Genomic DNA, 21,377 nt, shown 5'->3' with positions numbered 1-21,377 from the left:
AAATCCACGTGTATTCAGCAATGCGATGAGTTAGATAGAGGTCATCGAAAATTTGCATGAGGAGGATAGCAATGCTGCCCGAGGAGCTTGCCAGTGTGGACCTCGCGGCCCTGCAGACGCTTGTTGCTGTCCAGGACCGCGCCTCGTTTTCGGACGCCTCCCAGCTTCTCGGCGTCAACCAGTCCACCATAAGCTACGCCATCAAGAGGCTGCGAAAGGCCTTCAACGATCCGCTGTTTGTCCGCCAAGGCAATTCGATCGTGGCAACCGATAAGGGCGAACAGCTGGCCCAGCAGGCACGCGGCATCCTTGAGCAGATGGCGGCGCTTTCTTCGCCGTCGGGTTTTGATCCAGCCACGGCCGAGGGAAGCGTGACGGTGTCCTGCAACCATCATGAGCGGATGTTTCTCATTCCGGACTTTCTGCGGCGCGCGCAGAAGGAGGCGCCGCAGGCGACGATCCACATTTTCGAGTCCGCCGTCGACGGCAAGCAGCAGTTGAAGGAGAACACCTGCGATATCGTGCTTGGCCCGGTCTCGATCCTCGGGGACATCTACTACCGTAGGAAGATGTTTTCGGATCACTATGCGTGCGTCATGGACCCGGCGCACGAACTCACGCGCGGAGCACTGACGCTTGAGCGCTATTGCGCCTCGCGGCATGTCGCGGTCACCCATAACGGGCGCTGGGAGGCTCTCTATTTCGCGGCGCTGCGCGCCAGGGGCATCGAGTTGGAGCCGGACGTCACCGTCTCCAGCCATGACATACTGGAACGCCTGATACCGGCCTCCGAATTGGTAGCGACGATACCGTATCGACTGGCGCGTCGCCTTTCGGACAGGCTCACTTTGCGCCCGTTCCCGATGGACGTCTTCATCCAGGTCGACATGTACTGGACCGAGCGCACGCACCATTCCGGCCTGCACCGCTGGGCCCGCCAGATCCTGGCCGAGGTCGCCGAGAAGAATCTCGGCGACGGGGACCCGCACACAGCAAGACGAGATGACCGCCTGACGGGCGGACAGTAAGCCTGGGCAGACGAAGCCGGTGCCGCGCAAGCGGAGCGCACTTTGCGATCGGCCCGGGAGCGACAACGCCTAGACCGTGGTCGCTCCGAGCATCACGACCGAGATCGTCACCGGCTCGGCGAAGGGATTGCGCCAGGCATGGCGCGCGCCCTGCTGCACCACCGTATCGCCCTGTGCCAGCTCGACGGTCTTGCCGTCGTCAAGCTCGAGGACAAGCCGGCCCTTGACGACGGTGACATAGTCGACCGTCGGCGTCTGGTGCATGCCGGGATTGTCCATCTCGAAGCGCTCGGCGATGCCGGGCGCGGCCTTCAGGTGCTCCGGACCCGCCAGTTCGGGCTTCCAGTCGGGCGACATCATCACGCTGTCCGGCGGAAAGGTGATCATCCAGAACACCGAACCACCGACCGAAGCGAGCATCGTGCTCTCGCTCGCCATCGGGTCGGCACCGTCCCGTTTGGCCAGATCCGGCGTCCCGTCGATCTTCCACTGCGGGGACGAAATCAAACCGGGCGTGTGCTGCAGCGCCACCTCGCGCGGCGAGGAGCCGTCGCTGATGAATACCGATTTTCCTGCTGCGTTCTTTCCGGTGACAACGCGGCGAATGGTCATGTCTTGATCCTCCCAGATAACATAAATACCGTCAGGTATCAGCATACCCAAACGTATGCAATTACGGATGGATCACAAAATTTGAGAACCCGCCATGGCGCTGGGCGATACCCGAAATGGCCTCATTGACCTTGCTCATGGGCGTCGCCTGGGTTTCCAGGAGGTCGAAGCTGACCTTGCCGATCCCGACGAGGTCAGCCATTTCCTGGCCTTCGGACGTCGTCAGCCATGCCGAACCGATAAGACGCTGGTTGCGGTCCATCATCATGTGGACGTCAATGGGAACCGCACCCATCACGGCGCCGATGTCGACGGCGATACCGCCGCGGCGCAGCGCCCTGAGGCCCGCCAGGAAAGGCTCTTGCGGCGTGCCGGGACCGTTGCAGTCGATGAAGGCGTCGACCCCCTCGCCATGCTCCGTCCTGGAACGGGCCCATTCGTCGGGCGATCCGTCGTCAAGCGAATGTGTCTCGATGATGCCGGGCGCCAGCGCTTCGATCTCCTTCAGCAGCTTCCTGTCGCGACCGGTGCCGAGAATCTGCTTGACCCCGAACGACGGGCCGAACACTGCGATCGATATGCCGAGCGTGCCGGAGATGCCATTGACAAGGATCGTGTCACCGGGACCGACCTGCGCTTTCTTCAGAGCGGAATAGCCGGTGCCCATGTAGCCGAGCCGCGCCGCCTGATCGAAGGTCATGTTGTCGGGCAGAGCCACGATCGCCGACGCCGGCGCGGCCATGTACTCGGAAATACCGCCGACCGGGTAGTCCTCGAATGTCTGGAGCGCTTCATGGCTAAAGCCGAAATAACCCTGGAAGGCGTAATGGCGGCAGGAGATCGTGTCGCCGCGCCGGCAATGACGGCAAGAGCCGCAGGAGCGCCCCGGATTGACGTAGACCCGATCGCCGGGCTTCAGACTGTGGACCTGGCTGCCGACCGCCGCGATCTCGCCGGTCGGGTCGAGGCCGAAAATCGCCGGCAGCGGCGGCTGCGGCATGTGGGGAAACCAGGTCGGCCACATCGCCAGGATGTTGGCGAGGTTCGGCACGATGCCGCACGATCTGACGCGAACGAGCACGTCCATCGACCCAAGCTTCGGGACCGGCACTTCCTCGATCCTCAGCTGGCCGCCGATCTCATGCATGCGCGCGGCCTTCATCGTCTGCGGAATTGCTGTCACGTCGATACCTCCCGTTCGCTCAAACCAGCGCATGCCGAGTTTCTCTCGCGCATATGGGCCTCCTCCCGAGGCCAGACCGGTGATCGCATAGATTTTTCGAAATATCAACCTTTTTTCGTAACTTTGTGATGGACTCGCACGACGCCCAGGCAGCGGTCAGACCATTTTCGGCCTGAGTTCGGTTGCTTGTCGCCATTTACGATGGCTTGCCTATTTTCGAAAATCAGGTTTACTCCAAGACGGAAGTGCCTGCTTTTAAGGTACGTCGTAATGGGTGAGCCTTTGAAATTCGCTTCTTTCGTTGAACGCAACGGTGCCGGCTACGGAATGGTTGACGGTGAAATCATCCTGCGGCTGGATTCGGTTCCCCGCGCGCCACCGGATCTCAAAGCCTATCTCGATAGCCGGTTTCCCGACCTCACGCCCGATGAACGCGATCTCGAAGCCTTGCCGCTGGCTGAGGTCAGCCTGCTGCCGCCAATTCCCAACCCAGGCAAGATCTTCTGCGTCGCCACCAACTTCCACGAGGATGACAAGCCGGCGCCACAGTTCCCGCTGCTGTTCATGCGCCACGCGCAAGCACAGACCGGCCATGGAGGCGCGATCCGGAAGCCGGCGGTTTCCGACAAGCTGGATTTCGAGGGTGAGTTGGCGGTGATCATCGGCCGCCGCGCACACAAGATCGTGCGCGGCGAAGCAATGGGCTACGTCGCCGGCTATTCATGCTTTAACGAGGGGAGTGTGCGCGACTGGCAGAAGCACTCGAGCCAGTTCACGCCCGGAAAAAACTTCTACCACAGCGGCGCGTTTGGTCCCTGGATGGTCTGTACGCGCGAGATTCCGGACCCGGCACGCCTCGTTCTGGAGAGCCGGGTCAATGGCGTGAGCAAGCAGTCGATCGCGATCGACCGGATGATCTTCGATATCCCCTGGCTGATCTCCTACATCTCGACATTCGCCCCGCTCGACCCTGGCGACGTCATCGTTTCAGGCACGCCATCAGGCTTCGGCGCAAGCCGCAATCCGCCTGAATTCCTTTTCCCTGGCGACGAGGTCGAGATCGAGATCCAGGGCATTGGAACGCTGCGAAACACCGTGATCTCGGATCAGTCGTCCTGACATTTCGTAATAATATCTTTTTTTCGAAATTTGTTGCCGTGGCGCTGAGTTTGATCTAAGGAGATCGCCAGGACCACGCTGCGGCCATAGGAAGGAGACTGGTGATGCACCTGGTGTTTGGGGTCGGTCACATAAAGCTGAATGTCCGTGACGTAGACGCCGTGATCCACGACTCGACGGAGATTCTCGGCCTGCGGGTCACCAAGCAGGCGGCGGGCGAGACATGGCTGAGCTCGAACGGCCGCGAAGCAGAACTCGTGCTTCTCCATTCCGAGGAGAATTCCTGCCACACGATCGGGCTCGAAGCGCTGACCGAGGAGGCTGTCGCGGAAGCCGCCTCGCGTGTCGACGGCGCCGGCTGCCGGATCCTCTCGCGCGAACCCAGCCTGGTGTGCTGCGATGCCGGCGTCACCTTCGCGACGCCGGACGGTCTGCGCTTCGAGGTACACACCCCGGCGCGCGACGACATGTACAATCCGCGCTACCCGACCAACGGCATCAAGCCGCGGCGGCTCGACCACATCAATCTCATCACGCCCGACCCGGTCGCCACGAGGCAGCAGCTCTCCGAAATCTGCGGCATGCGGCTCACCGAGCGCATGGTCAACGAGGCTCTGAGCTGGATGCATGGCGGCAACCGCCAGCACCACATTCTGGGTCTGGTGAAGGGTCCGGTCGGGCTTCACCACTACTCTTTCGAATTCAGCCACTTCAGCGACTATTGCCGGCTTGGCGACATTCTCGACGGATTCAACCGCCAGGTCCTTTGGGGGCCGGGCCGCCATCGTCCGGGCGACAACACCTACGCCTATTACCTCGATGCCAGCGGCGCGATGGTCGAGTGCTCCGGCGCCATGCACATGGTCGCCGACGACGCCCACTTCGTACCCAACGTGATCACCAATTTGGAGCGCCCGGGAAACGTCCGCCAGATGAATGTCTGGGGTTCTCCCGCCCCCCAGGAATGGCGCGAGCACCATTTTCCATTCGCCGGGATCGACTGATCCGGAGGGCTCGGCGGCAGACCACACAGGCAAGCAAGGCGAAGCAGCTCGGGGCGCTGCTTCGGATAGGAGATAGTTTATGCAGGAAAAACTGACGTTCGAATCCGACGGCCTGAAATTGTCGGCGGTTCTGCACATTCCCGACAGCCACCGTCCCGGACAGAAGCTGCCGGCATTCATTGTCTGCCACGGCTTCGTCGGTTCCAAGGACGAGTCGCACGCCCAGATCCAGGCGGAGATGATGGAGACGTTCGGCTATGCCGCGCTGCGCTTCGACTTCCGCTGCTGCGGCGAGAGCGAGGGCGAGCGCGCTCAGGTGCGCTGCTTCGATCAGGTCGCCGACGCAAAGAACGCGCTGACCTTTCTTGCCAAGCGCCCCGAGATCGACCCGAAGCGAATCGGCATCACCGGCCACAGCTTCGGCGCCGCGGTTTCGGTCTATACGGCCGGCGTCGATGAGCGGTTCGCGTGCGTCATCTCCTCATGCGGCTGGGGTCACGGCGAGCGGAAGTTCCGCGGCCAGCACCCAACGCCGGAGGCCTGGGAGCGCTTCATGGGCCTGCTCGAGAAGGGACGCGAGCATAAGCGCGCAACGGGCGAAAGCCTGTGGATCTCAAGGTTCGACGCGGTGCCGATCCCGGAAAAATTGCGCACGAACCTGTCGCCCAAGGCGATCATGGAAATCCCGACCGAGACGGCATGGAGCATGATGAACTTCAGGGCGGAGGACGTGGTTGCCGACATAGCGCCCCGGCCTGCCCTGTTCTTCCACACCGCCGACGACATCATCACGCCGACCGAGCAGTCCATCCGCCTGTTCGAGAATGCCGGGCAGCCGGCCGAGCTGATGCTGATTTCGGGCACCGCCCACTTCCCGCTCGCACCGGAGGACGCGCCGCGCACCAAGATGATGCTCAAGGTCTGGCTCGACAAATTCTTCCCGGCAACGCCGACAGTTTGAGGTCGATGCGGCCAGACAAGGAGACATTCGGCATGCCCGTCGCCCAGGAAAACGAACTGACCGATTTTGCGACCGCGCTGCTCAATGCTGCCGGCTATACGCCGGACGAGGCGGCACAAACCGCGCGGCTGCTGGTGTGGGCCAATATGCGTGGCGCGGATTCGCACGGTGTTCTCAGGATCCCGCGCTACGTCGAGATGATCGAAACCGCTGTCGTGTGCGCCGGTCAACAGCCGACGCTGATCCGGGAGTTCGGGGCGACCTGCGTCTTCGACTATGGAAAGGGGCCGGGCGCGGTCGCCATGATGCACGCGGCAGGCAAAGCCGCCGATCTGGCGGAAGCGTTCGGCATCGGCTGGTGCGGCGCCCGCGATGTATCCCATGCCGGCGCGATCGGCTATTTCACCACCAAATTGGCCGAACGCGGGCTCATCGGCATCGCCATGACCGCATCGAGACCGCTCATGAGCTATTTTGGCGCAAAGGGCGAGGCGCTGTCGACCAATCCGCTGTCGATCGCCGTGCCGCGGCCCGATGGCGCCGATCCGATCGTGCTCGACATGTCTACCGCCGCCGTTGCGCTCGGCAAGATCATGGCGGCGAAGGATTCGGGCAACCCAATCCCAAAGGGTTGGGCCATCGACGCCAACGGCATCGAAACGCAGGATCCGCATGCCGTGGCAGCCATACTGCCGATGGCCGGGCCGAAGGGATCCGGTCTGTCGCTGATGATCGAAATTCTGTCGAGCGTGCTGGTGGGCAACGCCGTCATCGCGCCGTTCCTGCGCGGCGACAAGAAAGGCGGCTTCAATGGCCTTGTGCTTGCCATCAATCCGGCGGCCTTCGGCGACATCTCGTCCATTCTCGCCTCGGTGGAAAGCCTCGCCGGCGCGATCCATGCGCTCGATCCGGCGGTCGGCTCCGATGGCGTCAAACTACCCGGCGAACGCGGCTTCCAAACCGGGCGGGAGCGCACCGCCAACGGCATCCCGCTGGCGAAGGGCACGGCCAGAAACCTCGCCGATGCAGCCGTCCGGCTGGGGCTCAAGGTGCCGGCCTTCCTGCAGTGATGGCAAGTGGCAGCCCACACCAAGCCCTCCAACAAAGGACCGAAACCCAGCGGGGGTCTCACTGATGACGCACGATGAGGCGGACGTCGTGGTGGTCGGGCTCGGCCCGGTCGGCATCACCTTGTGCAATCTTCTTGCGGCAGCAGGCGTCAGGGTGGAAGGCATAGACGCCGCTGACGACGTCTATGCACTGCCTCGCGCGATCGGCATGGACCACGAGGTGATGCGGATATTCCAGAACATCGGCGCGGCCGACGCCGTGGCCGCAGCGACGGGGCACTATCGCCCATCGGAATACAGGTCCGCCGACGGAACCCTGTTGCGCCGGTTCGAGTCCCCTGCCGAGCCCTACCCGCTTGCCTGGCCGCCATATCTGACTTTCCTTCAGCCGGATCTCGAAAGGGCTCTGCGCGCCAATGGCAAGAAGTTCCCCCACCTGACGCTGCGCACGGCAACGGAACTCGTCGGCCTTGAGAACCCCGATAGACCGATCCTGACCTTGCACGACAAGGCGAGCGGCGAGCGCACAAGGCGCGCGCCCCGCTATGTCATCGGTTGCGACGGCGCGAACAGCTTCACACGGCGCGGGCTCGGCGTCGCGCTGGAGGACCTCGACTTCGACGAACCCTGGCTCGTGGTGGACATGATACTGGAGGATCAGCACGCGCCATTGCCAGAGACCAACGTCCAGTTCTGCGATCCCGTGAGGCCGCATACGTACGTGTGTGGGCCTGACCAGCTACGCCGCTGGGAGTTCATGATCCTGCCGGATGAACATCCGGCGGAGATCAACCGCCCGGAACGTATCTGGCAATTGCTTTCGCCCTGGCTTCGGCCGGACCAGGCCAGGCTGTGGCGCTCGGCGACCTACAACTTCCACGCCCTTGTTGCGGAGCAGTGGCGCGTGGGCAGCGTCTTTCTAGCCGGCGATGCCTGCCACATGACCCCGCCGTTTCTCGCGCAGGGAATGGTGCAAGGCATCAAGGATGCAGCCAATCTTGCTTGGAAGCTGGCCCGTGCGATCGGCAGCGGATCGGAGCACCTCCTCGGCACCTACCAGGCCGAGCGCAGGCCGTTCATGCGCGAAGTCATCGACATCACCAAGCGGCTTGGACAGTTCATCTGCGAGCTGGATCCGGACAAGGCACAGGCGCGCGATGCCGAGATGGCCGCGGCCCTGCGCGCGGGCCAAGGTGTTCAGATCCGGCAGAACCTCTTTCCGCCCATCCGTCGTGGACTTGTCGCCAGCAACATCGATGGCTCGCCGAGCCCTGGCGCCGGTGAGCCATGTCCTCAACCCTGGATTATCGGGCCTTTCGGCCGGATGCGGCTCGACGATGCGTTGCCACCAGGATTCCAGCTTCTCATCGCCGGACACATGGACCCCTCGCCCACCCTCCTGGACAAGGCGCGGCAGGTGGGCATTGCCGTGCATCGCGTGGCGCAGGAGAAATCCTACCCTTCGCTGCTGGTGGAAGAGGACCGCGTTCTCGTCGACTGGCTGACCGCGAAGGGCGCGCGCGCCGCCCTGGTGCGGCCGGACCATGTGGTCTTCGGTACGGCCGCGGACGCGCGGGGGGCCAAGCAGCTCGTGTGTCAACTCCAGATGATGCTGGTGGCGGCACCCGACAAATGACGTGTGCTTGCGTCGTGCGCCTGGACGGCCTCGACTGCGAGCCGGGACTGGCCGGTGCGTATCGGAAGCGCCTTATTTGCGGGCTGGCTGCTTCATGTGGCGATAGAGGTGGGCCAGATGCATTGAGGTGAGCGTCGCCCGCACCATCTCGCCCGGTGAATCGTCCTTCATGAAGCTGGAGAGGCCGCCATAGATGAGTTCCAGAACGACGCCGCCCACATAGAGTGGTTCGATATCGGAACCGCCATAGGGAAAAAGCTTTGCGGACAGCAGCTTGCCCAGACCTTCCCACTGGTCCTTGAACAGGCGCAGATGCCGCTCTTCCAGTGTGTTGTCGCGGCGGGCGATACGCAACAGGTCGATGGCAAGCGTTCCCCAGCGCTTGTCCTTCGCTCGCTGGTTGGCCCAATCGCACATCGCATCGATGATCTTTTTCGGGTCGTCGTAGCCGTCAAGCAGGCCGGTGAGTTCGACCACGTCGCCACCGGCATGGCGCTCGAGCAGTTGAAGGAAGATGTCTTCCTTGTTCTCGAAGTTCGAATAGAAGGCGCCCTTCGAATAGCCGGCTTCTTCCGCGATACGTTCAATGGTCGCGCCGGAGTAACCATCGCGAGCCACGACATCGCTCGCCGACAGCAAAAGCTTCTCACGAGTCAGAGCCTGGCTCTGTTCGCGCGTCAGTCGCGCCATTCTCTATCCTTCCAAGCCATTCATCGGGATACCTTTGGTATCCGAATCGGCCGAAGGTTAGAAGGCCGAAACAATACAGGCAAGCGCCCAGAAAATCGGGTATTCGGGACCCATCAGCTGCCAGCGCCAGCGCGGGCCGTTGATCCGCACCACGGCATAGGCCGCTCCCAGCAAGACGGCCACGCCGCACGCCGCAGCCAATCGCGGATAGATGTCGAGCACCATTCCAACGGCGGCAACAAATTCCAGCGCAACCGTCAGCACGATGAAAGGTTTTCCTGGCTTCAGCCCGGCGGCCCCGAACGTCTTCGTCGCCTTTTCGAAGTTCCTGACCTTTCCGATGAGATGCGGGATGAACCAGATCCCGCACAGAATACGCAGGAGATCGATTGGCGTTAGCATGAACTCCGGCACTGATTCCTCCATGTAGAACGTCGATCGGACCGCCCGGCCCGTCCTCCCGTTCCTGATTGCCGTTTGCGGCGACGTTCTCTCAACCAGCGGAGCGAAAGTGTTCGTCGCCAGCCCAACCGGCGCGGCGTTCGCCGGACATTTCCCCAAATGCTGTCGCCCGTGGAAAATGGCTCTTGCGTCACCCAATCCAGATACTGTACGGTATCCACAGTCTAGGAAGAATGTCAACGAGGCATCTCCGCGATCCGGTAAATTGGGAGGAACAGACGATGACGATCATGATGCGGGCGGCACGGCTTCATGCCGTGAACGAGCCGATGCGGGTTGAGGACGTGGCGAAGCCGGTGGCGTCCGGCACGGATGTGGTCGTCGAGGTCAAGGCCTGCGGGATGGTGCCCAATCTCGCCAACGTGCTCAACAACTGGGAAACCTGGTATCCGCATCAGCCGCTGCCGATGAAGCCGGCGATCTTCGGCCTCGACCCCGCGGGCACCGTGCATCAGGTCGGTGAGCAGGTCGTGGCGATCAAGCCCGGCGATCGCGTGTATGTGAATCCGTTGCGCTCCTGCGGCGCGTGTCATCCCTGCGTCAGCGGCCATCAGGCGAAGTGCGAATACTTCACCTTCAACGGCTATTTCGGCTTCAACAGGAACAGCCTCGAAATCTACAAGCGCTATCCGGAAGGCGGCTTCGCCCAGTTCATGCGCGCGCCGCAGAATGCGATCGTCAAGATCCCCGCCAACATGACCTACCCGCAGGCGGCCCGCATGGGTTACCTCGGCACGGCCTATTCCGCGCTCAAGAAGTTCGGCACACCGGCCGGCAGATCGCTGATCATCAATGGCGCGACCGGTACGCTGGGTGTCGGCGCAACTCTCTTCGCACTCGCCATGGGCGTCTCGACGATCTATGCGGTGGCACGTGGCAAACCCCTGCTCGAGCGGCTGAAGCAGCTCGCCCCGAACCGGATCCAGACCTTCTCCAACCAGGACGGCAAGGTCGCCGACTGGGTCTGCTCGCAGACCGGCGGTCTCGGCGCCGACTTCATGCTCGACTGCCTCGGTGCGGTGGCCGACGTCAACGCCATGAAGGACGCCATGATGGGCGTCAAACGCGGCGGCCGCATCGTCAACATCGGCGGCACCGGCAGCGACATGCTGTTCAACACCAAATGGTGGATGGACAATTCGATGGAGCTTCTCGGCTCAGCCTGGCTGACCACGGCCGAGGGCATGGAGATCGCCGATATGGTCCGCTCCGGCGCGATCGATCTTTCGGTGCTGGAGGCGCGGACGTATCCGCTCGAGCAGATCAACGAGGCCATCAATGGCGTCGCCTCCGGTGACGGCGGCTTCACCAACTACGTGCTCGAACCGTAGGAGGGACATCCGGCGGACCTCAAAGTCCGCCGCTTGCCGAAAACCGCGGAACGGCGCAGCGGATCGACGATGCGTCACCTTGTGAGTGAAGAGAACGAAATGATCATCGACTGCCACGGCCACTACACGAGCGAACCGCCCGGGCATCACGCCTTTCGCAAGACGCAGGTCGAGTTCGTCGAAGGGAGGCGCGACGCCATGCCCGCCTATCCCGGCATCGCCGACGACGTGCTAAGGGCGACGATCGAGCAGAACCAGTTGCGCCTGCTGCGCGAGCGAGGCACGGACCTGACCATCCTGTCGCCGCGTGCTTCGGGCATGGGCCACCATATCGGCAGCGCAGAGAACAATGCCGAATGGTCGCGCATCTCCAACGACCTGATTACCCGCATCGTCGACATGTTCCCGGCCAACTTCGCCGGCGTATGCCAACTACCGCAATCGATGAGCGGCGACCTGAAGCCGGTACTTGCCGAGCTCGAACGCTGCGTCGTCGAACTCGGCTTCGTCGGCTGCAACCTCAACCCCGATCCGTCCGGTGGCTTCTGGTCGGCGCCGCCGATACACGATACATATTGGTATCCGCTCTTCGAAAAGATGGTCGAGCTGCAGGTGCCGGCCATGATCCACGTCTCCGGCTCGTGCAGCTCCTGCCTGCATACGACCGGCGCGCACTACATCAACGCGGACACCACCGTGTTCATGCAGCTGATCCAGGGCGACCTGTTCAGCACGTTTCCGGATCTCAAGCTGATCATTCCGCACGGCGGCGGCGCGGCGCCCTACCATTGGGGACGTTATCGCGGCCTGGCGATGATGTTGGACAGACCCGGACTGGCCGAGCACCTGATGCGCAACGTCTTCTTCGACAGCTGCGTCTATCATCAGGCGGGCATCGACACGCTGTTCCGCGTCGTTGGTCCGGCCAACATCCTGTTTGGGTCCGAATTGCTCGGAGCGGTCAAGGCCATCGATCCAGAAACCGGCTTCGCCTTCGACGATACGCGGCGCTACATCGACGCACTTTCGCTCGATGAGGTCGAACGGCACGCCGTGTTCGAAGGCAATGTCCGAAAGGTCTATCCGAGGCTAGATGCGCGGCTGAAGGCGCAAGGGCGCTAGACCAGCCGATGAGCACTGTTCGGGTGCGGCGCCGGATGCCGCACCTCATCATTCCGGGAGAACACTTATGGGCAAAGTCGTCACCAAGTCCGAGCGCACGCCGATCGAGACCTGCGATGCTCTTGGCCAACTTGGCGTGGCCACGGTTCACGAGGCACAGGGGCGGACGGGCCTGCTCGCCGCGCGCCTGCGGCCCATCTATGATGGCGCCAGGATTGGCGGCAACGCGCTGACCTGTGAAGTCGCACCAGGCGACAACTGGATGATCCACGTCGCGCTGGAACAGGCGCGGCCAGGCGACATCCTGGTCGTCACCCCGACCTCGCCTTGCGAGGACGGCTATTTCGGCGACCTGCTGGCCGAATCGGCCAAGGCGCAAGGCATCAGGGGCCTCATCATCGATGCTGGTGTGCGCGATATCTCGACCCTGCGCTCCATGGCCTTCCCGGTCTGGTCGAAGGCGATCAGCGCACAAGGGACGGTCAAGGAGACGCTCGGCAACGTCCAGGTGCCGATCGTCTGCGCCGGCGCCCACATCCGGCCGGGCGACGTCATCGTGGCCGATGATGACGGCGTGTGCGTGGTGCCGCGCGAAACCGCGGGAAGGGTTCTTGAAACCGCCCGCAGGCGCGAGGCGATGGAAGAAGAAAAGCGCAGTCTCTATGCCGCCGGCAAGCTCAGTCTCGATGTCAACGACATGCGCGAGCGCCTGCAGCGCAAAGGCCTCGTCTACGAATAGGCAACCGCATAGCAGGTTCGCCGCCCGCAAGGAAAATCTTGATCCCGCGGGCACGCTCGATCACGCGTGCGCCAAGTCCATTTCAGGACACCGTCGGCCTCGCGCATTGCTGCGCAAGGCCAACGGCTGCCTTAGAATGAACGGCGCTACTGCAGTTAGAATGGCATCGGCGCCGAACACTGGGGAGTCATCGCGTCGCTGATCGAAACCTGCAAGCTCAACAGCGTCGAGCCCCTCGGCTACCTGGCCGATGTCCTCACCAGGATCGTCAACCGTCACCCGAACAGCCAGATCGATGATCTCCTGCCTTGGGCCTATATCCGGGTGCCTGAGCTCAAGGCCGTGGCCTGAAAACAGTGCTTACATTCTGTCCAGGATAACGATCCCGGCACATTCGCCGCCAATATGAAAAAACTTTCCTGTCCCCTTGTCGCCTGTTATTGAACCCTTCAGAATGTTTTTTCCCTCTATCCCCTCGTGAATAAAGGTGAGTGTAATATTTACCGCGCCGTTGCTCGAGACTTTTCCTTTCATTGAGTCGGACGATACGATGCCGTCACTTATTGAAACGTTAGTCGCGATTTCGCGCCAGCCGCAGCTCGCGTTCGTGGCACGTCTGGTTACCTTCCATGTGCCGTCGAAGGCACTTAGAGTCCTACCGAAAAAGCGTTGAGTGATCTCTGATTGATTGAAGGATAGAGCAGCAAGGGTCGCCAACGCGAGCGCTCCAAAGGCACCAATTTGTGTGGAAGGACGACGAAGGAACGCGCGAACCCGCTTCCCAATCCTGGATGCCTGCGATCGTTGACCATCGGCAATTGAATAAACCCGAATGGGTTTCACCATGTTCTTCGCGTAATGCTCGCCGAGCTTGGTGACTGGAAAGCTTATGTGGCCGTCGATCTGCTGCTGCACATTTTCGGAAAGGCAGATTCCCCCCGGATCGGCGAAGGTCTCGAGCCGTGAGGCGACATTGACGCCATTCCCAAGTAGATCGCCGTCTTTTGTTACGACGACATCACCTATGTTGATGCCGACGCGAAACTGCAAACGCTCTCCCGGAGGCACATTCTCGTTGTGCAATCTGTGCGCCTGCTGAATTTCGATGGCGGCCTTTACAGCCTCCACGGGGCTCTGAAATTCAGCGATGACGCTGTCGCCTGCCGTATTGGCGATCCGTCCTCCGCGATTCTCGATGACCCTGTTGAGTTGCGTTCGCAACGCAGATAGTTGAGACAGAGCCCTCTCTTCGTTGCGTTCAACGTGAGCGCTATAGCCGGCGACATCCGCCGCCAGGATCGTCACCAGCTTCCTCTGCCCCATATCGTTCATGGCGAGAGCACGATTCAGATTTCCATGGCCCCGCAAGGAGGGCCGGATGATCGTCAGTTCATGCGGTACACTCTCATGCTTTCCGCACGCATTTCATAGTCAAAGATTATTCTGGGAATATATGCCATGCTTCATGTAGGTGATGGGCATGGAGAAATCGGAAGCTGCCCGCCTTCACCTTTGGTATCGTTCCGGCCGGCTTCAGCAGCGGCTTCCAGGCTGTCCAGACGCTCCCCGAAGGACAAACGCAATCACCCGCCCTGGACCCGTCGCACTCTCATCCCGCGCGAGGTCATTTCATAGTCGAACATTCGCTGCGAATACACGCCATGTTTCAAGTAAAACCGCTTCGCCTGAAACTCGCGGGGTTGCTTCGATGGATCGTAGTAACCGGAAACCTGGGCGGCCCCGTCTAGCATCAGCGTCGCCTTGAAGCCTCCGTTTCCATCGAATTCGACAAGAACGCCGAGACGCTGCTCCGTTCCATCTCGGCGAAGCCGTGCCTTTGACATCTTGTTGTGAAGCGCGCCCCGTATACAGCTCTCACCGGGACCAGTTTTTATATCGCTGGTCAGGCTCATCCTGCCGTCGGACTGAACATAGATAACCAAGGGCGGGGCACAGCCACGACGACCATCATGCACCTGAAAAATTCCGAACCGCTCGTTTGATGCGCTCTTCATCGAAACGCTTGTCTCGAAAAGATAAGCCCCGCGCGATGTAGGCGACAGGTGACCCGTTTCCAGTTCGGCGCGCTGTTTGAATATGCCACCTGGGCAGTGGTTCCTGCTCGTCCTGAACACCCGAGCATCGCCTTTTCTGGCGATCGCCCCTGAATCAGCCCCACATGACACGCGCCAGCTGTTCAAAGCATTCGCATAGCCAATGGATACCGATGACGTCGCGAAAATCACCGTGACCGTCAAAACGACACAAAGTAGAGAGAACACACGCATAAGAGGACGCCCTCCGCCTACTGAGTAGGTCCCTCGCGGGTCAGCGTATTTGACATACGATATAAAAACAAGACTGCGTGTTTCAGTAAGTCCCGGACGCCTTTTCCGGTAAGTCCCGGACACCGTTTTCAGCGCAAACTCTGAAATCGTCATATGTCGAAGCCCTCACAGACTTCGAACATCGCTCCTCACAGCCCGATCCGAAAGGTGGCGTCAGAACACCGCTTACGGTAAACCGTTACCGCTGTCGGATGAAACTCCACAATGCTTTCTGCGGCCGCCATTGCCTGAAGCTCTCGGCCTAGATTCTGCTTTTCGCGCTCGAGGTCCAGCAGCTTCGATTTCATGCTGGTCGTCGCGACACCGTCAGCGATAGCATCGACGATGTTAGCAATCTGCCTGTCGATGCCGGCATGCCGCCTTTCGACTTCCCTTTGCCGTTCGCGGTTCATGGCGTTCAGTCGCTTATGCTCAGCATGATATTCAGCAAGGAAACCCGCAATGGCATCTGGCGCCAGCTTCAGGGCACAGGCGTCGCAGTCCAGCTTGCTGGCGCGATAGCGCTTCTGAATTGATAATCACGACGATGGTAGTCATTCTCGACGATACAAGAGTTGCTGCCATTTATTCGGACAGGAGCTACCGGTTCGATTGAACCGGTAGCGGTGAACGGAAAGGGCACAAACACCCTTCGGCCGCGATTTCGCCAATAGCAATACCGCAGAAACGTGCCACTTTGGCGGAGGATCTGCGCCCTCCGAAGGCAGAAGTTACAGGTTCGAATCCTGTCGGGTGCAGCATTGCCGCAGTTCGCTTGGCGACAACTTATTCCTGCTGGAATTGACAGGGCCAATCTTCAGGCCTCGTCAAGCCAGAAGGCAACTCGGTCCGGGCGTCTCCGCAAGCCATGTTGAGCTGCCACTGGGACAGACCCGCCGAATTGGAAAGGTCGACGCCCTCGATACGGGTCAGAAAGAAAAAGGCGCGGTCAAAGTCTATCGGCGCGGTGAACGTCGCTCCTCGGAAGTCCGCCCGTGCGAGATTGGCAAACGAGAAGCGGCTGCCGCTGATATCGGCGTCACGGAACTGCGCACGCCCCAATTCTGCCTTTGTGAAATCAACATTGGTCAGATTGGCGGCCTGGAAATTCGAGCGCTGCATTTCCGCGCTCGCAAACACAGCGCCCTGGGCGTCCATACGGCTGAAGTCGGTCCTGTAGGCCTCGATTCTGTCGAACCGGGCGCCTTTGGCGGTCGAGTCGGCCAGGGAAGCACGCACAAGCGTTGCCTTCTCAAGATTTGCCGCAAGGAGATTGCTGTTCCTGAGGTCGGTCGAAGTGAAATCAACACCGAACAGGTTCGCCCCGCTCAGGTCCTGTCCTTCTAGGATGAGAAGCTTCTTGTCACACTCGTGCCAATTGACGCCAGGCGTCGCGGCTGCGTGGCAATTGGGAGCAGCAGTGGCGTTCTGCCAAGCAAACACAGTGCAAACCGCTAGAACCAAGCCGGATGCGCCGTAAGCTCTGGTTCGCCTCAAAGTCATTGTTGCTGGACCTCTGCTACTCGCCGACACTCAACCTTACCACATCTGCTGACACTCGAGCCACCGTGACCACCGCCGTCACAGTTAGCGCATTTCTCATATTCAAGCTTTGATGTTGATCAACCGATCAACCCGCGCGTAGGGCGCGATTTGCGAGCGCCTCCCCATATCATCGGCGGTCCAGCAGAGATTCATTTGTCACCGGCCAGGCGCATCATTCCGTAGGTATGCTTGACTAAGCCGAGGCCTCCGCTCTGGACGTTTGTCTCGCTAATTGGGAGCCTGCTCGGGTGCTGACCGCCACCGCCGGCGTCCGCTGACGCTGCCGTCCGAAGTCAGGATGTCTAACTAAGGTCGTCGCCCACTTATTTAGACCCGCTGCAGTGCGATAGCGATCCCCTGGCCCACGCCAATGCACATCGTGGCCAAGGCGTACTTCTTCCCAAGGGCGGCAAGTTCGAGAGCTGCGGTTCCAGTTATCCTCGCGCCGCTCATGGCAAAGGCGACGCACAGGTAATACTCGCACGAGTTATCGGCCGTCCTTCTTTGCGATTGACGGCCCGATGAGCGCTTCCTAGCTTGCTCCCATGTTCGATATCACTGGCGACGACATCGCCGCTCTTGGCGACGCAGACTTGCGCACCCTAGTTGGCCTTCTCTGCGAGACCGAGATGCATCGAGGAGGCCTGCCCACGTCCGCCGTCACCTGGTGGAAATCAAGACGCAAGCGACGGCGGTCTTGATGTTCGCGTGGCGCTCCCGGCCGGGACGGCAATCGACGGCTTCGTGCCGAAGCCAGCAACCGGCGTGCAGGTCAAGAAGCCGGACATGCCGCGGGCTGAGATTCTGAAGGAGATGAAGCCGAAGGGCGTCTTGCGGCCCGTCATCAATGAGCTCGCTGATGCCGGCGGCGCCTACATTATCGTGAGTTCTACGGGCTCGACATCGGACTCGGCGCTGACCGACCGCCGCAACGCGATGGCCGAAGCTATCAAGGGCACGCCTGCCGAAGGCAAGCTCACGCTCGACTTTTATGACCGTAACCGGATCGCGACATGGGTTCGGAATCATCCCGGGCAGATTCCGTGGGTGCGCGCGCGGATCGGCAAAGCGATGCCGGGATGGCAGTCTCATGGTTCATGGTCGTTTGCGCCTGCGGGCGTGGACGCAAACTACATCGCCGATGACAAGGCGCGCATTTTGACGGGCGACAAGGATGAAGGCGACGGGGCTTCCGCTATCGAGGGCATCAACCGTATCCGGAAAGTGCTTGCCACGCCGGGGCATGTGGTGCGGCTTGTCGGGCTTTCTGGTGTCGGCAAAACGCGACTCGCCGAGGCGCTGTTTGACGCAAGCGTTGGCGAAGGCGCGCTCGATCCGTCACTTGCGATTTACACCAATGAAGCCGACGAGCCCATGCCGCCGCCCGCCGGGCTTGCCTCGGACCTGATCGCCGGACGGACCCTCGCTATCCTGGTGGTCGATAATTGCACGCCCGAACTGCACCGGCGGATTTCGGAAGTCGCGCGGTCGAGCAGTTCGACAATCAGCGTGATCACCATCGAGTACGACATCCGGGAGGACCAGCCGGAGGGCACCGACGTCTTCGTCTTGGAAACGTCTTCCGTACCGCTGATCGAGAAGCTGGTGGGCCGGCGGTACCCCCACCTCTCGCAGATCGATGCGCACACCATTGCGGAGTTCTCCGGCGGCAATGCCCGGGTTGCCCTGGCGCTGGCCTCGCGGATCGAGAAAACCGAGACCGTTGCAGGCTTGAACGAGGAAGAGCTGTTCAAGCGTCTCTTTCAGCAGCGCCACGACCCAGACCCCTCGCTCCTTCTGGTCGCGCAAGGGTGCTCGCTGGTCTATTCGTTCGACGGCGAGACGCTCGAAGGCGGCGAAGCGGAGCTTCCAGTCCTCGGCAGCCTCGTCGGCAAATCGGCCGACGAGATGTACGCCGGGGTGGCAGAGCTCAAGCAACGGGACCTCGTGCAGGCGCGTGCAGAATGGCGCGCGGTGCTGCCGCATGCCATTGCCAATCGCCTCGCCAAGAGGGCACTTCAGACCATTGCACCGGCCAAGGTGAAGTCGGTGCTTGTCGACAATGCGTCCGAACGTCTTCTCCGCTCCTTCTCGCGGCGTCTCGGGTATCTTGATGACAGCAAGGAAGCCCAAGCCATCGTGAAGACGTGGGTGGCGCCGGACGGTCTGCTCAGCGACCTGCCGAATTTCACCGAGCTTGGCCGCGCGATGTTTACCAACATCGCACCGGTCGCGCCGGAGACCGTCTTGGCCGCGCTGGCGAATGCATTGTCCGGCGCCGATGAAACCACGCTCCGCCGCTGCACGCATTTCGTTCGGCTCTTGCGCTTGCTCGCTTACGAACCTGCCTTCTTCGAGCGCGCCCTCGCTTTGCTGGTGAAATTCGCGGCGCTTCCAAGCGGCGATACCAATGACAACGAAGCGACGCGGGTCGTGGAATCGCTCTTTCACATTGCTCTGTCCGGCACGCATGCGCCGGTCGAGATGCGTGTGAAGGCCGCGGAAGCGCTGCTGGCCTCCCAGGACGAGGCCGTGCGCCCACTCGGCATCAAAGCGCTCGAAGCGATGATGAAAACACGCCACTTCTCCTCACACTATGAATTCGACTTCGGCGCGCGCTCCCGGGACTATGGCTACTACCCCCCCACCGGCGCGGACGTGCGCGCATGGTTCGACCGCGTGCTGAAACTCGCAGGAAAGTTTGCCCTGTCGGACAGCCAGGTGGCTGGGGAGGTGCAGAAGGCCATCGCGCGGGAGTTTCGGGGTCTTTGGAGCGATACGGGTCGGGCGGAGGAGTTGGACCAACTCGCCCGCGCGATCGCCGCCACGTCGTTCTGGCGCGACGGCTGGATCGCGGCACGCCAGACCCGCGCCTATGGCCGCAAGGATATGGACCCTGAGATTCGCGACCGCTTGACGGCGCTGGAGGATTTTCTTCGGCCCAAGGATCTCGTCAGCAAAGTGCTCGGGCTTGTCCTCGGCGCGCGCGCCGGAAGCCTCGACCTGGACGACTTCGATGATGACGATGATGACGAGGACGGAGGCGGGAGCGACCCGACCGCGTGCTACGCTGAACGTGCTGCGCGCTCGGCGGCGGCGATACGTGAGCTCGGCCATGACGTCGCGGCGGACGAGGATACGTTCAAAACTGTGCTTTTGGAGTTGTTGGGCGAGAACGCTAATGCGGCTCCCTTCGGTGCGGCATTGGCGGAGGCCGCTGAAAGCCCGCGCGCTATGTGGGACACTATCGTTGTACAGTTTGCAGCAACCGAAAACGCGAGCTGCGGCTCCTGAGCGGTTTCTTAGGCGGGCTAAACAAGCGCGACGCTGCGCTTGCCGACGCCGTCCTTGATGAAGCGCTGGAGCACCCAGCCCTTGCCGCGTGGTTCCCGATTCTGCAGGCAACAGTAGAGATCGACGCGCGTGCTCTTGAGCGGCTGCATCGCGCGATTGAGCTCGGTAAGGCACAGATCAATACTTACTACAGTCTTGCATATGGCCGTGTCTCCGACAACGTACCGGGGCCGGACTTCCGTGATTTGGTGCTCGCCATCGCGCGTAAGCCCGACGGCTGCGCGGTTGGACTTGAGATAGTCTGGATGCGCCTGCACTCGGACGGTAGCGCGACGCGCCAGCCGCTGCCTGAGGTCCGCGAGGCCGGACGCCTGATACTCGCTGGGTTTGAATTCAGCACAAAAGATAGCCGCACGACGCGCGAGGACCACGAGCTAGGAGCTGTCGTCACAGCCTCTCTGGTCGGAGAAGAAGGCGCTCCTGTCGCGAAAGCGCTTTGCCGCAAGCTCATGGTTGCGGCCGGAAGGCATAATGTCAGCGGGCACGACTACGATGACCTAGTAAAGGGCCTGCTGAAGGCCCAGCCACTCGCGACACTTGATGAACTGTTTTCCGGCGATCTGAAGTCGCAACGGGCAAGCGTACGCCTTCTCAACGATCTCCTACGCTTCCACAAGAACGTCCTAGATGTACTGTCCGCCGAAATCGTAATCAATTGGTGCGACCGCGATCCCACGGTGCGCTATCCGCTGGCAGCATCGGTGGTTTTGCTCTTCAACAGACCGAAGGAGGGCGCGCCACACGAATGGACACCACTCGCAGGGAATCTGTTGGAAAGAGCACCGGATCCACGCCCAGTTCTGGCCGAATTCGTCAATCGTCTCCATCCCTCAGGGTGGAGCGGCTCGCTTGCGACCAAGCTGGAAGAGCGCCTCAAGCTCCTGAACGGCCTGCCCGGGGCCGATATCCCCGCTCTTGCTGAGACCCTGGCTGAGGCAAAGAGGAGGCTCCAAGAGCGGATAGACGCCGAACGTCGGCACGAGCAGGAAGAAGATCGGGCGCGCAACAACCGGTTCGAATGATGTCTTCTCTCAGGAAGCGGCAAAGCTCACCTCTACGGCCGATATCGGCGCAAAGCTGCCGTTGGTATGTTGCAACATAATGATTTGCTTCGGCCAGCAGACGAACTAGGCCATCACGCAGTTCCCCGGAACAGATCCTCTCGAAGCGTGTTGCGCCAGCTCCAAGCTGAAT

The 21,377-nt window shown here is 61.4% G+C and carries 19 protein-coding genes and 2 pseudogenes; 12 read left to right on the top strand and 9 right to left on the bottom strand.

Features of this window, described 5'->3' with window-relative positions:
- Positions 1 to 71 precede the first annotated feature (71 nt).
- Positions 72 to 1,028 carry a LysR family transcriptional regulator gene (locus AC0L3I_RS13775; RefSeq protein ID WP_473527222.1) on the top strand — a complete coding sequence of 319 codons (957 nt, stop codon included), beginning with the start codon at positions 72 to 74 and terminating at the stop codon, positions 1,026 to 1,028.
- A 69-nt stretch (positions 1,029 to 1,097) separates the two neighbouring features.
- Here AC0L3I_RS13775 and AC0L3I_RS13770 read toward each other — a convergent pair whose 3' ends face one another.
- Positions 1,098 to 1,640 carry a cupin domain-containing protein gene (locus AC0L3I_RS13770; protein WP_473527221.1) on the bottom strand — a complete coding sequence of 181 codons (543 nt, stop codon included), beginning with the start codon at positions 1,638 to 1,640 and terminating at the stop codon, positions 1,098 to 1,100.
- A 61-nt stretch (positions 1,641 to 1,701) separates the two neighbouring features.
- Positions 1,702 to 2,823 (bottom strand): alcohol dehydrogenase catalytic domain-containing protein, encoded by a 1,122-nt coding sequence (locus tag AC0L3I_RS13765; RefSeq protein ID WP_473527220.1) that lies wholly within the window; start codon positions 2,821 to 2,823, stop codon positions 1,702 to 1,704.
- 327 nt (positions 2,824 to 3,150) lie between these two features.
- Here AC0L3I_RS13765 and AC0L3I_RS13760 point away from each other — a divergent pair, with 327 nt between their 5' ends.
- From AC0L3I_RS13760 to AC0L3I_RS13740, 5 genes are all read left to right on the top strand, one after another.
- Positions 3,151 to 3,942, top strand: a complete 792-nt coding sequence (locus tag AC0L3I_RS13760) for a fumarylacetoacetate hydrolase family protein (RefSeq protein WP_473527219.1) — start codon at positions 3,151 to 3,153, stop codon at positions 3,940 to 3,942.
- A 104-nt stretch (positions 3,943 to 4,046) separates the two neighbouring features.
- Positions 4,047 to 4,946 (top strand): VOC family protein, encoded by a 900-nt coding sequence (locus tag AC0L3I_RS13755; RefSeq protein WP_473527218.1) that lies wholly within the window; start codon positions 4,047 to 4,049, stop codon positions 4,944 to 4,946.
- 79 nt (positions 4,947 to 5,025) lie between these two features.
- Positions 5,026 to 5,907 (top strand): alpha/beta hydrolase, encoded by an 882-nt coding sequence (locus tag AC0L3I_RS13750; RefSeq protein WP_473527217.1) that lies wholly within the window; start codon positions 5,026 to 5,028, stop codon positions 5,905 to 5,907.
- A gap of 32 nt (positions 5,908 to 5,939) precedes the next feature.
- A complete protein-coding gene (locus tag AC0L3I_RS13745; RefSeq protein ID WP_473527216.1) occupies positions 5,940 to 6,977 on the top strand; it encodes an Ldh family oxidoreductase in 1,038 nt (345 codons plus the stop codon).
- Positions 6,978 to 7,041: 64 nt separating this feature from the next.
- Positions 7,042 to 8,613, top strand: a complete 1,572-nt coding sequence (locus tag AC0L3I_RS13740) for a bifunctional 3-(3-hydroxy-phenyl)propionate/3-hydroxycinnamic acid hydroxylase (RefSeq protein WP_473527215.1) — start codon at positions 7,042 to 7,044, stop codon at positions 8,611 to 8,613.
- A gap of 72 nt (positions 8,614 to 8,685) precedes the next feature.
- Here AC0L3I_RS13740 and AC0L3I_RS13735 read toward each other — a convergent pair whose 3' ends face one another.
- On the bottom strand, positions 8,686 to 9,303 hold the full coding sequence (locus AC0L3I_RS13735) for a TetR/AcrR family transcriptional regulator (RefSeq protein ID WP_167366449.1): 618 nt from the start codon (positions 9,301 to 9,303) through the stop codon (positions 8,686 to 8,688).
- Positions 9,304 to 9,360: 57 nt separating this feature from the next.
- Complete coding sequence (locus AC0L3I_RS13730; RefSeq protein WP_473527214.1) at positions 9,361 to 9,717, bottom strand: DoxX family protein; 357 nt, start codon at positions 9,715 to 9,717, stop codon at positions 9,361 to 9,363.
- A gap of 269 nt (positions 9,718 to 9,986) precedes the next feature.
- Between AC0L3I_RS13730 and AC0L3I_RS13725 the strand changes: the two genes are divergently transcribed.
- From AC0L3I_RS13725 to AC0L3I_RS13710, 4 genes and pseudogenes are all read left to right on the top strand, one after another.
- Positions 9,987 to 11,096: an alcohol dehydrogenase catalytic domain-containing protein gene (locus AC0L3I_RS13725; RefSeq protein WP_473527213.1), complete on the top strand. Its 1,110-nt coding sequence runs from the start codon at positions 9,987 to 9,989 to the stop codon at positions 11,094 to 11,096.
- A 99-nt stretch (positions 11,097 to 11,195) separates the two neighbouring features.
- Positions 11,196 to 12,218 carry an amidohydrolase family protein gene (locus AC0L3I_RS13720; protein WP_473527212.1) on the top strand — a complete coding sequence of 341 codons (1,023 nt, stop codon included), beginning with the start codon at positions 11,196 to 11,198 and terminating at the stop codon, positions 12,216 to 12,218.
- A gap of 67 nt (positions 12,219 to 12,285) precedes the next feature.
- The gene (locus AC0L3I_RS13715; RefSeq protein ID WP_473527211.1) at positions 12,286 to 12,957 is read left to right on the top strand and encodes a 4-carboxy-4-hydroxy-2-oxoadipate aldolase/oxaloacetate decarboxylase; all 672 of its coding nucleotides are present in this window, start codon (positions 12,286 to 12,288) and stop codon (positions 12,955 to 12,957) included.
- Positions 12,958 to 13,125: 168 nt separating this feature from the next.
- Positions 13,126 to 13,308 (top strand): annotated as a pseudogene (locus AC0L3I_RS13710) (transposase domain-containing protein); the annotation flags it as partial.
- A 9-nt stretch (positions 13,309 to 13,317) separates the two neighbouring features.
- Here AC0L3I_RS13710 and AC0L3I_RS13705 read toward each other — a convergent pair.
- The 5 genes and pseudogenes from AC0L3I_RS13705 to AC0L3I_RS13685 all read right to left on the bottom strand — a co-directional run.
- Positions 13,318 to 14,289 (bottom strand): adenylate/guanylate cyclase domain-containing protein, encoded by a 972-nt coding sequence (locus tag AC0L3I_RS13705; RefSeq protein WP_473527210.1) that lies wholly within the window; start codon positions 14,287 to 14,289, stop codon positions 13,318 to 13,320.
- 251 nt (positions 14,290 to 14,540) lie between these two features.
- Positions 14,541 to 15,245, bottom strand: a complete 705-nt coding sequence (locus tag AC0L3I_RS13700) for a hypothetical protein (protein ID WP_473527209.1) — start codon at positions 15,243 to 15,245, stop codon at positions 14,541 to 14,543.
- A gap of 188 nt (positions 15,246 to 15,433) precedes the next feature.
- Positions 15,434 to 15,697, bottom strand: coding sequence for a hypothetical protein (locus AC0L3I_RS13695; protein WP_473527208.1), 264 nt, complete (start codon positions 15,695 to 15,697; stop codon positions 15,434 to 15,436).
- Between the two features lie 373 nt (positions 15,698 to 16,070).
- Positions 16,071 to 16,787 (bottom strand): pentapeptide repeat-containing protein, encoded by a 717-nt coding sequence (locus tag AC0L3I_RS13690; protein ID WP_473527272.1) that lies wholly within the window; start codon positions 16,785 to 16,787, stop codon positions 16,071 to 16,073.
- 369 nt (positions 16,788 to 17,156) lie between these two features.
- Positions 17,157 to 17,282: pseudogene (locus tag AC0L3I_RS13685) on the bottom strand (3-oxoadipyl-CoA thiolase); the annotation flags it as partial.
- Positions 17,283 to 17,537: 255 nt separating this feature from the next.
- On the opposite strand from AC0L3I_RS13685, the gene AC0L3I_RS13680 reads away from it, so the two are divergent.
- Together AC0L3I_RS13680 and AC0L3I_RS13675 are read left to right on the top strand one after the other, a co-directional pair.
- Positions 17,538 to 20,123 carry a hypothetical protein gene (locus tag AC0L3I_RS13680; protein ID WP_473527207.1) on the top strand — a complete coding sequence of 862 codons (2,586 nt, stop codon included), beginning with the start codon at positions 17,538 to 17,540 and terminating at the stop codon, positions 20,121 to 20,123.
- Positions 20,066 to 21,205, top strand: a complete 1,140-nt coding sequence (locus AC0L3I_RS13675; protein ID WP_473527206.1) for a hypothetical protein — start codon at positions 20,066 to 20,068, stop codon at positions 21,203 to 21,205. Before AC0L3I_RS13680 ends, AC0L3I_RS13675 begins: the two co-directional genes overlap by 58 nt.
- Positions 21,206 to 21,377 lie beyond the last annotated feature (172 nt).

The organism is Mesorhizobium sp. WSM4840 (assembly GCF_055811755.1).
The sequence above is the reverse complement of the archived record's forward strand: the minus strand, read 5'-3'. Positions and strand labels throughout refer to the sequence as shown.

Coding starts and splice junctions, on each gene's coding strand:
- AC0L3I_RS13775 (WP_473527222.1), top strand. CDS start 72: ATGCTGCCCGAGGAGCTTGCCAGTGTGGACCTCGCGGCCCTGCAGACG.
- AC0L3I_RS13770 (WP_473527221.1), bottom strand. CDS start 1,640: ATGACCATTCGCCGCGTTGTCACCGGAAAGAACGCAGCAGGAAAATCG.
- AC0L3I_RS13760 (WP_473527219.1), top strand. CDS start 3,151: ATGGTTGACGGTGAAATCATCCTGCGGCTGGATTCGGTTCCCCGCGCG.
- AC0L3I_RS13755 (WP_473527218.1), top strand. CDS start 4,047: ATGCACCTGGTGTTTGGGGTCGGTCACATAAAGCTGAATGTCCGTGAC.
- AC0L3I_RS13750 (WP_473527217.1), top strand. CDS start 5,026: ATGCAGGAAAAACTGACGTTCGAATCCGACGGCCTGAAATTGTCGGCG.
- AC0L3I_RS13745 (WP_473527216.1), top strand. CDS start 5,940: ATGCCCGTCGCCCAGGAAAACGAACTGACCGATTTTGCGACCGCGCTG.
- AC0L3I_RS13740 (WP_473527215.1), top strand. CDS start 7,042: ATGACGCACGATGAGGCGGACGTCGTGGTGGTCGGGCTCGGCCCGGTC.
- AC0L3I_RS13735 (WP_167366449.1), bottom strand. CDS start 9,303: ATGGCGCGACTGACGCGCGAACAGAGCCAGGCTCTGACTCGTGAGAAG.
- AC0L3I_RS13725 (WP_473527213.1), top strand. CDS start 9,987: ATGACGATCATGATGCGGGCGGCACGGCTTCATGCCGTGAACGAGCCG.
- AC0L3I_RS13720 (WP_473527212.1), top strand. CDS start 11,196: ATGATCATCGACTGCCACGGCCACTACACGAGCGAACCGCCCGGGCAT.
- AC0L3I_RS13715 (WP_473527211.1), top strand. CDS start 12,286: ATGGGCAAAGTCGTCACCAAGTCCGAGCGCACGCCGATCGAGACCTGC.
- AC0L3I_RS13705 (WP_473527210.1), bottom strand. CDS start 14,289: ATGAACGATATGGGGCAGAGGAAGCTGGTGACGATCCTGGCGGCGGAT.
- AC0L3I_RS13700 (WP_473527209.1), bottom strand. CDS start 15,245: ATGCGTGTGTTCTCTCTACTTTGTGTCGTTTTGACGGTCACGGTGATT.
- AC0L3I_RS13695 (WP_473527208.1), bottom strand. CDS start 15,697: ATGAACCGCGAACGGCAAAGGGAAGTCGAAAGGCGGCATGCCGGCATC.
- AC0L3I_RS13690 (WP_473527272.1), bottom strand. CDS start 16,787: ATGACTTTGAGGCGAACCAGAGCTTACGGCGCATCCGGCTTGGTTCTA.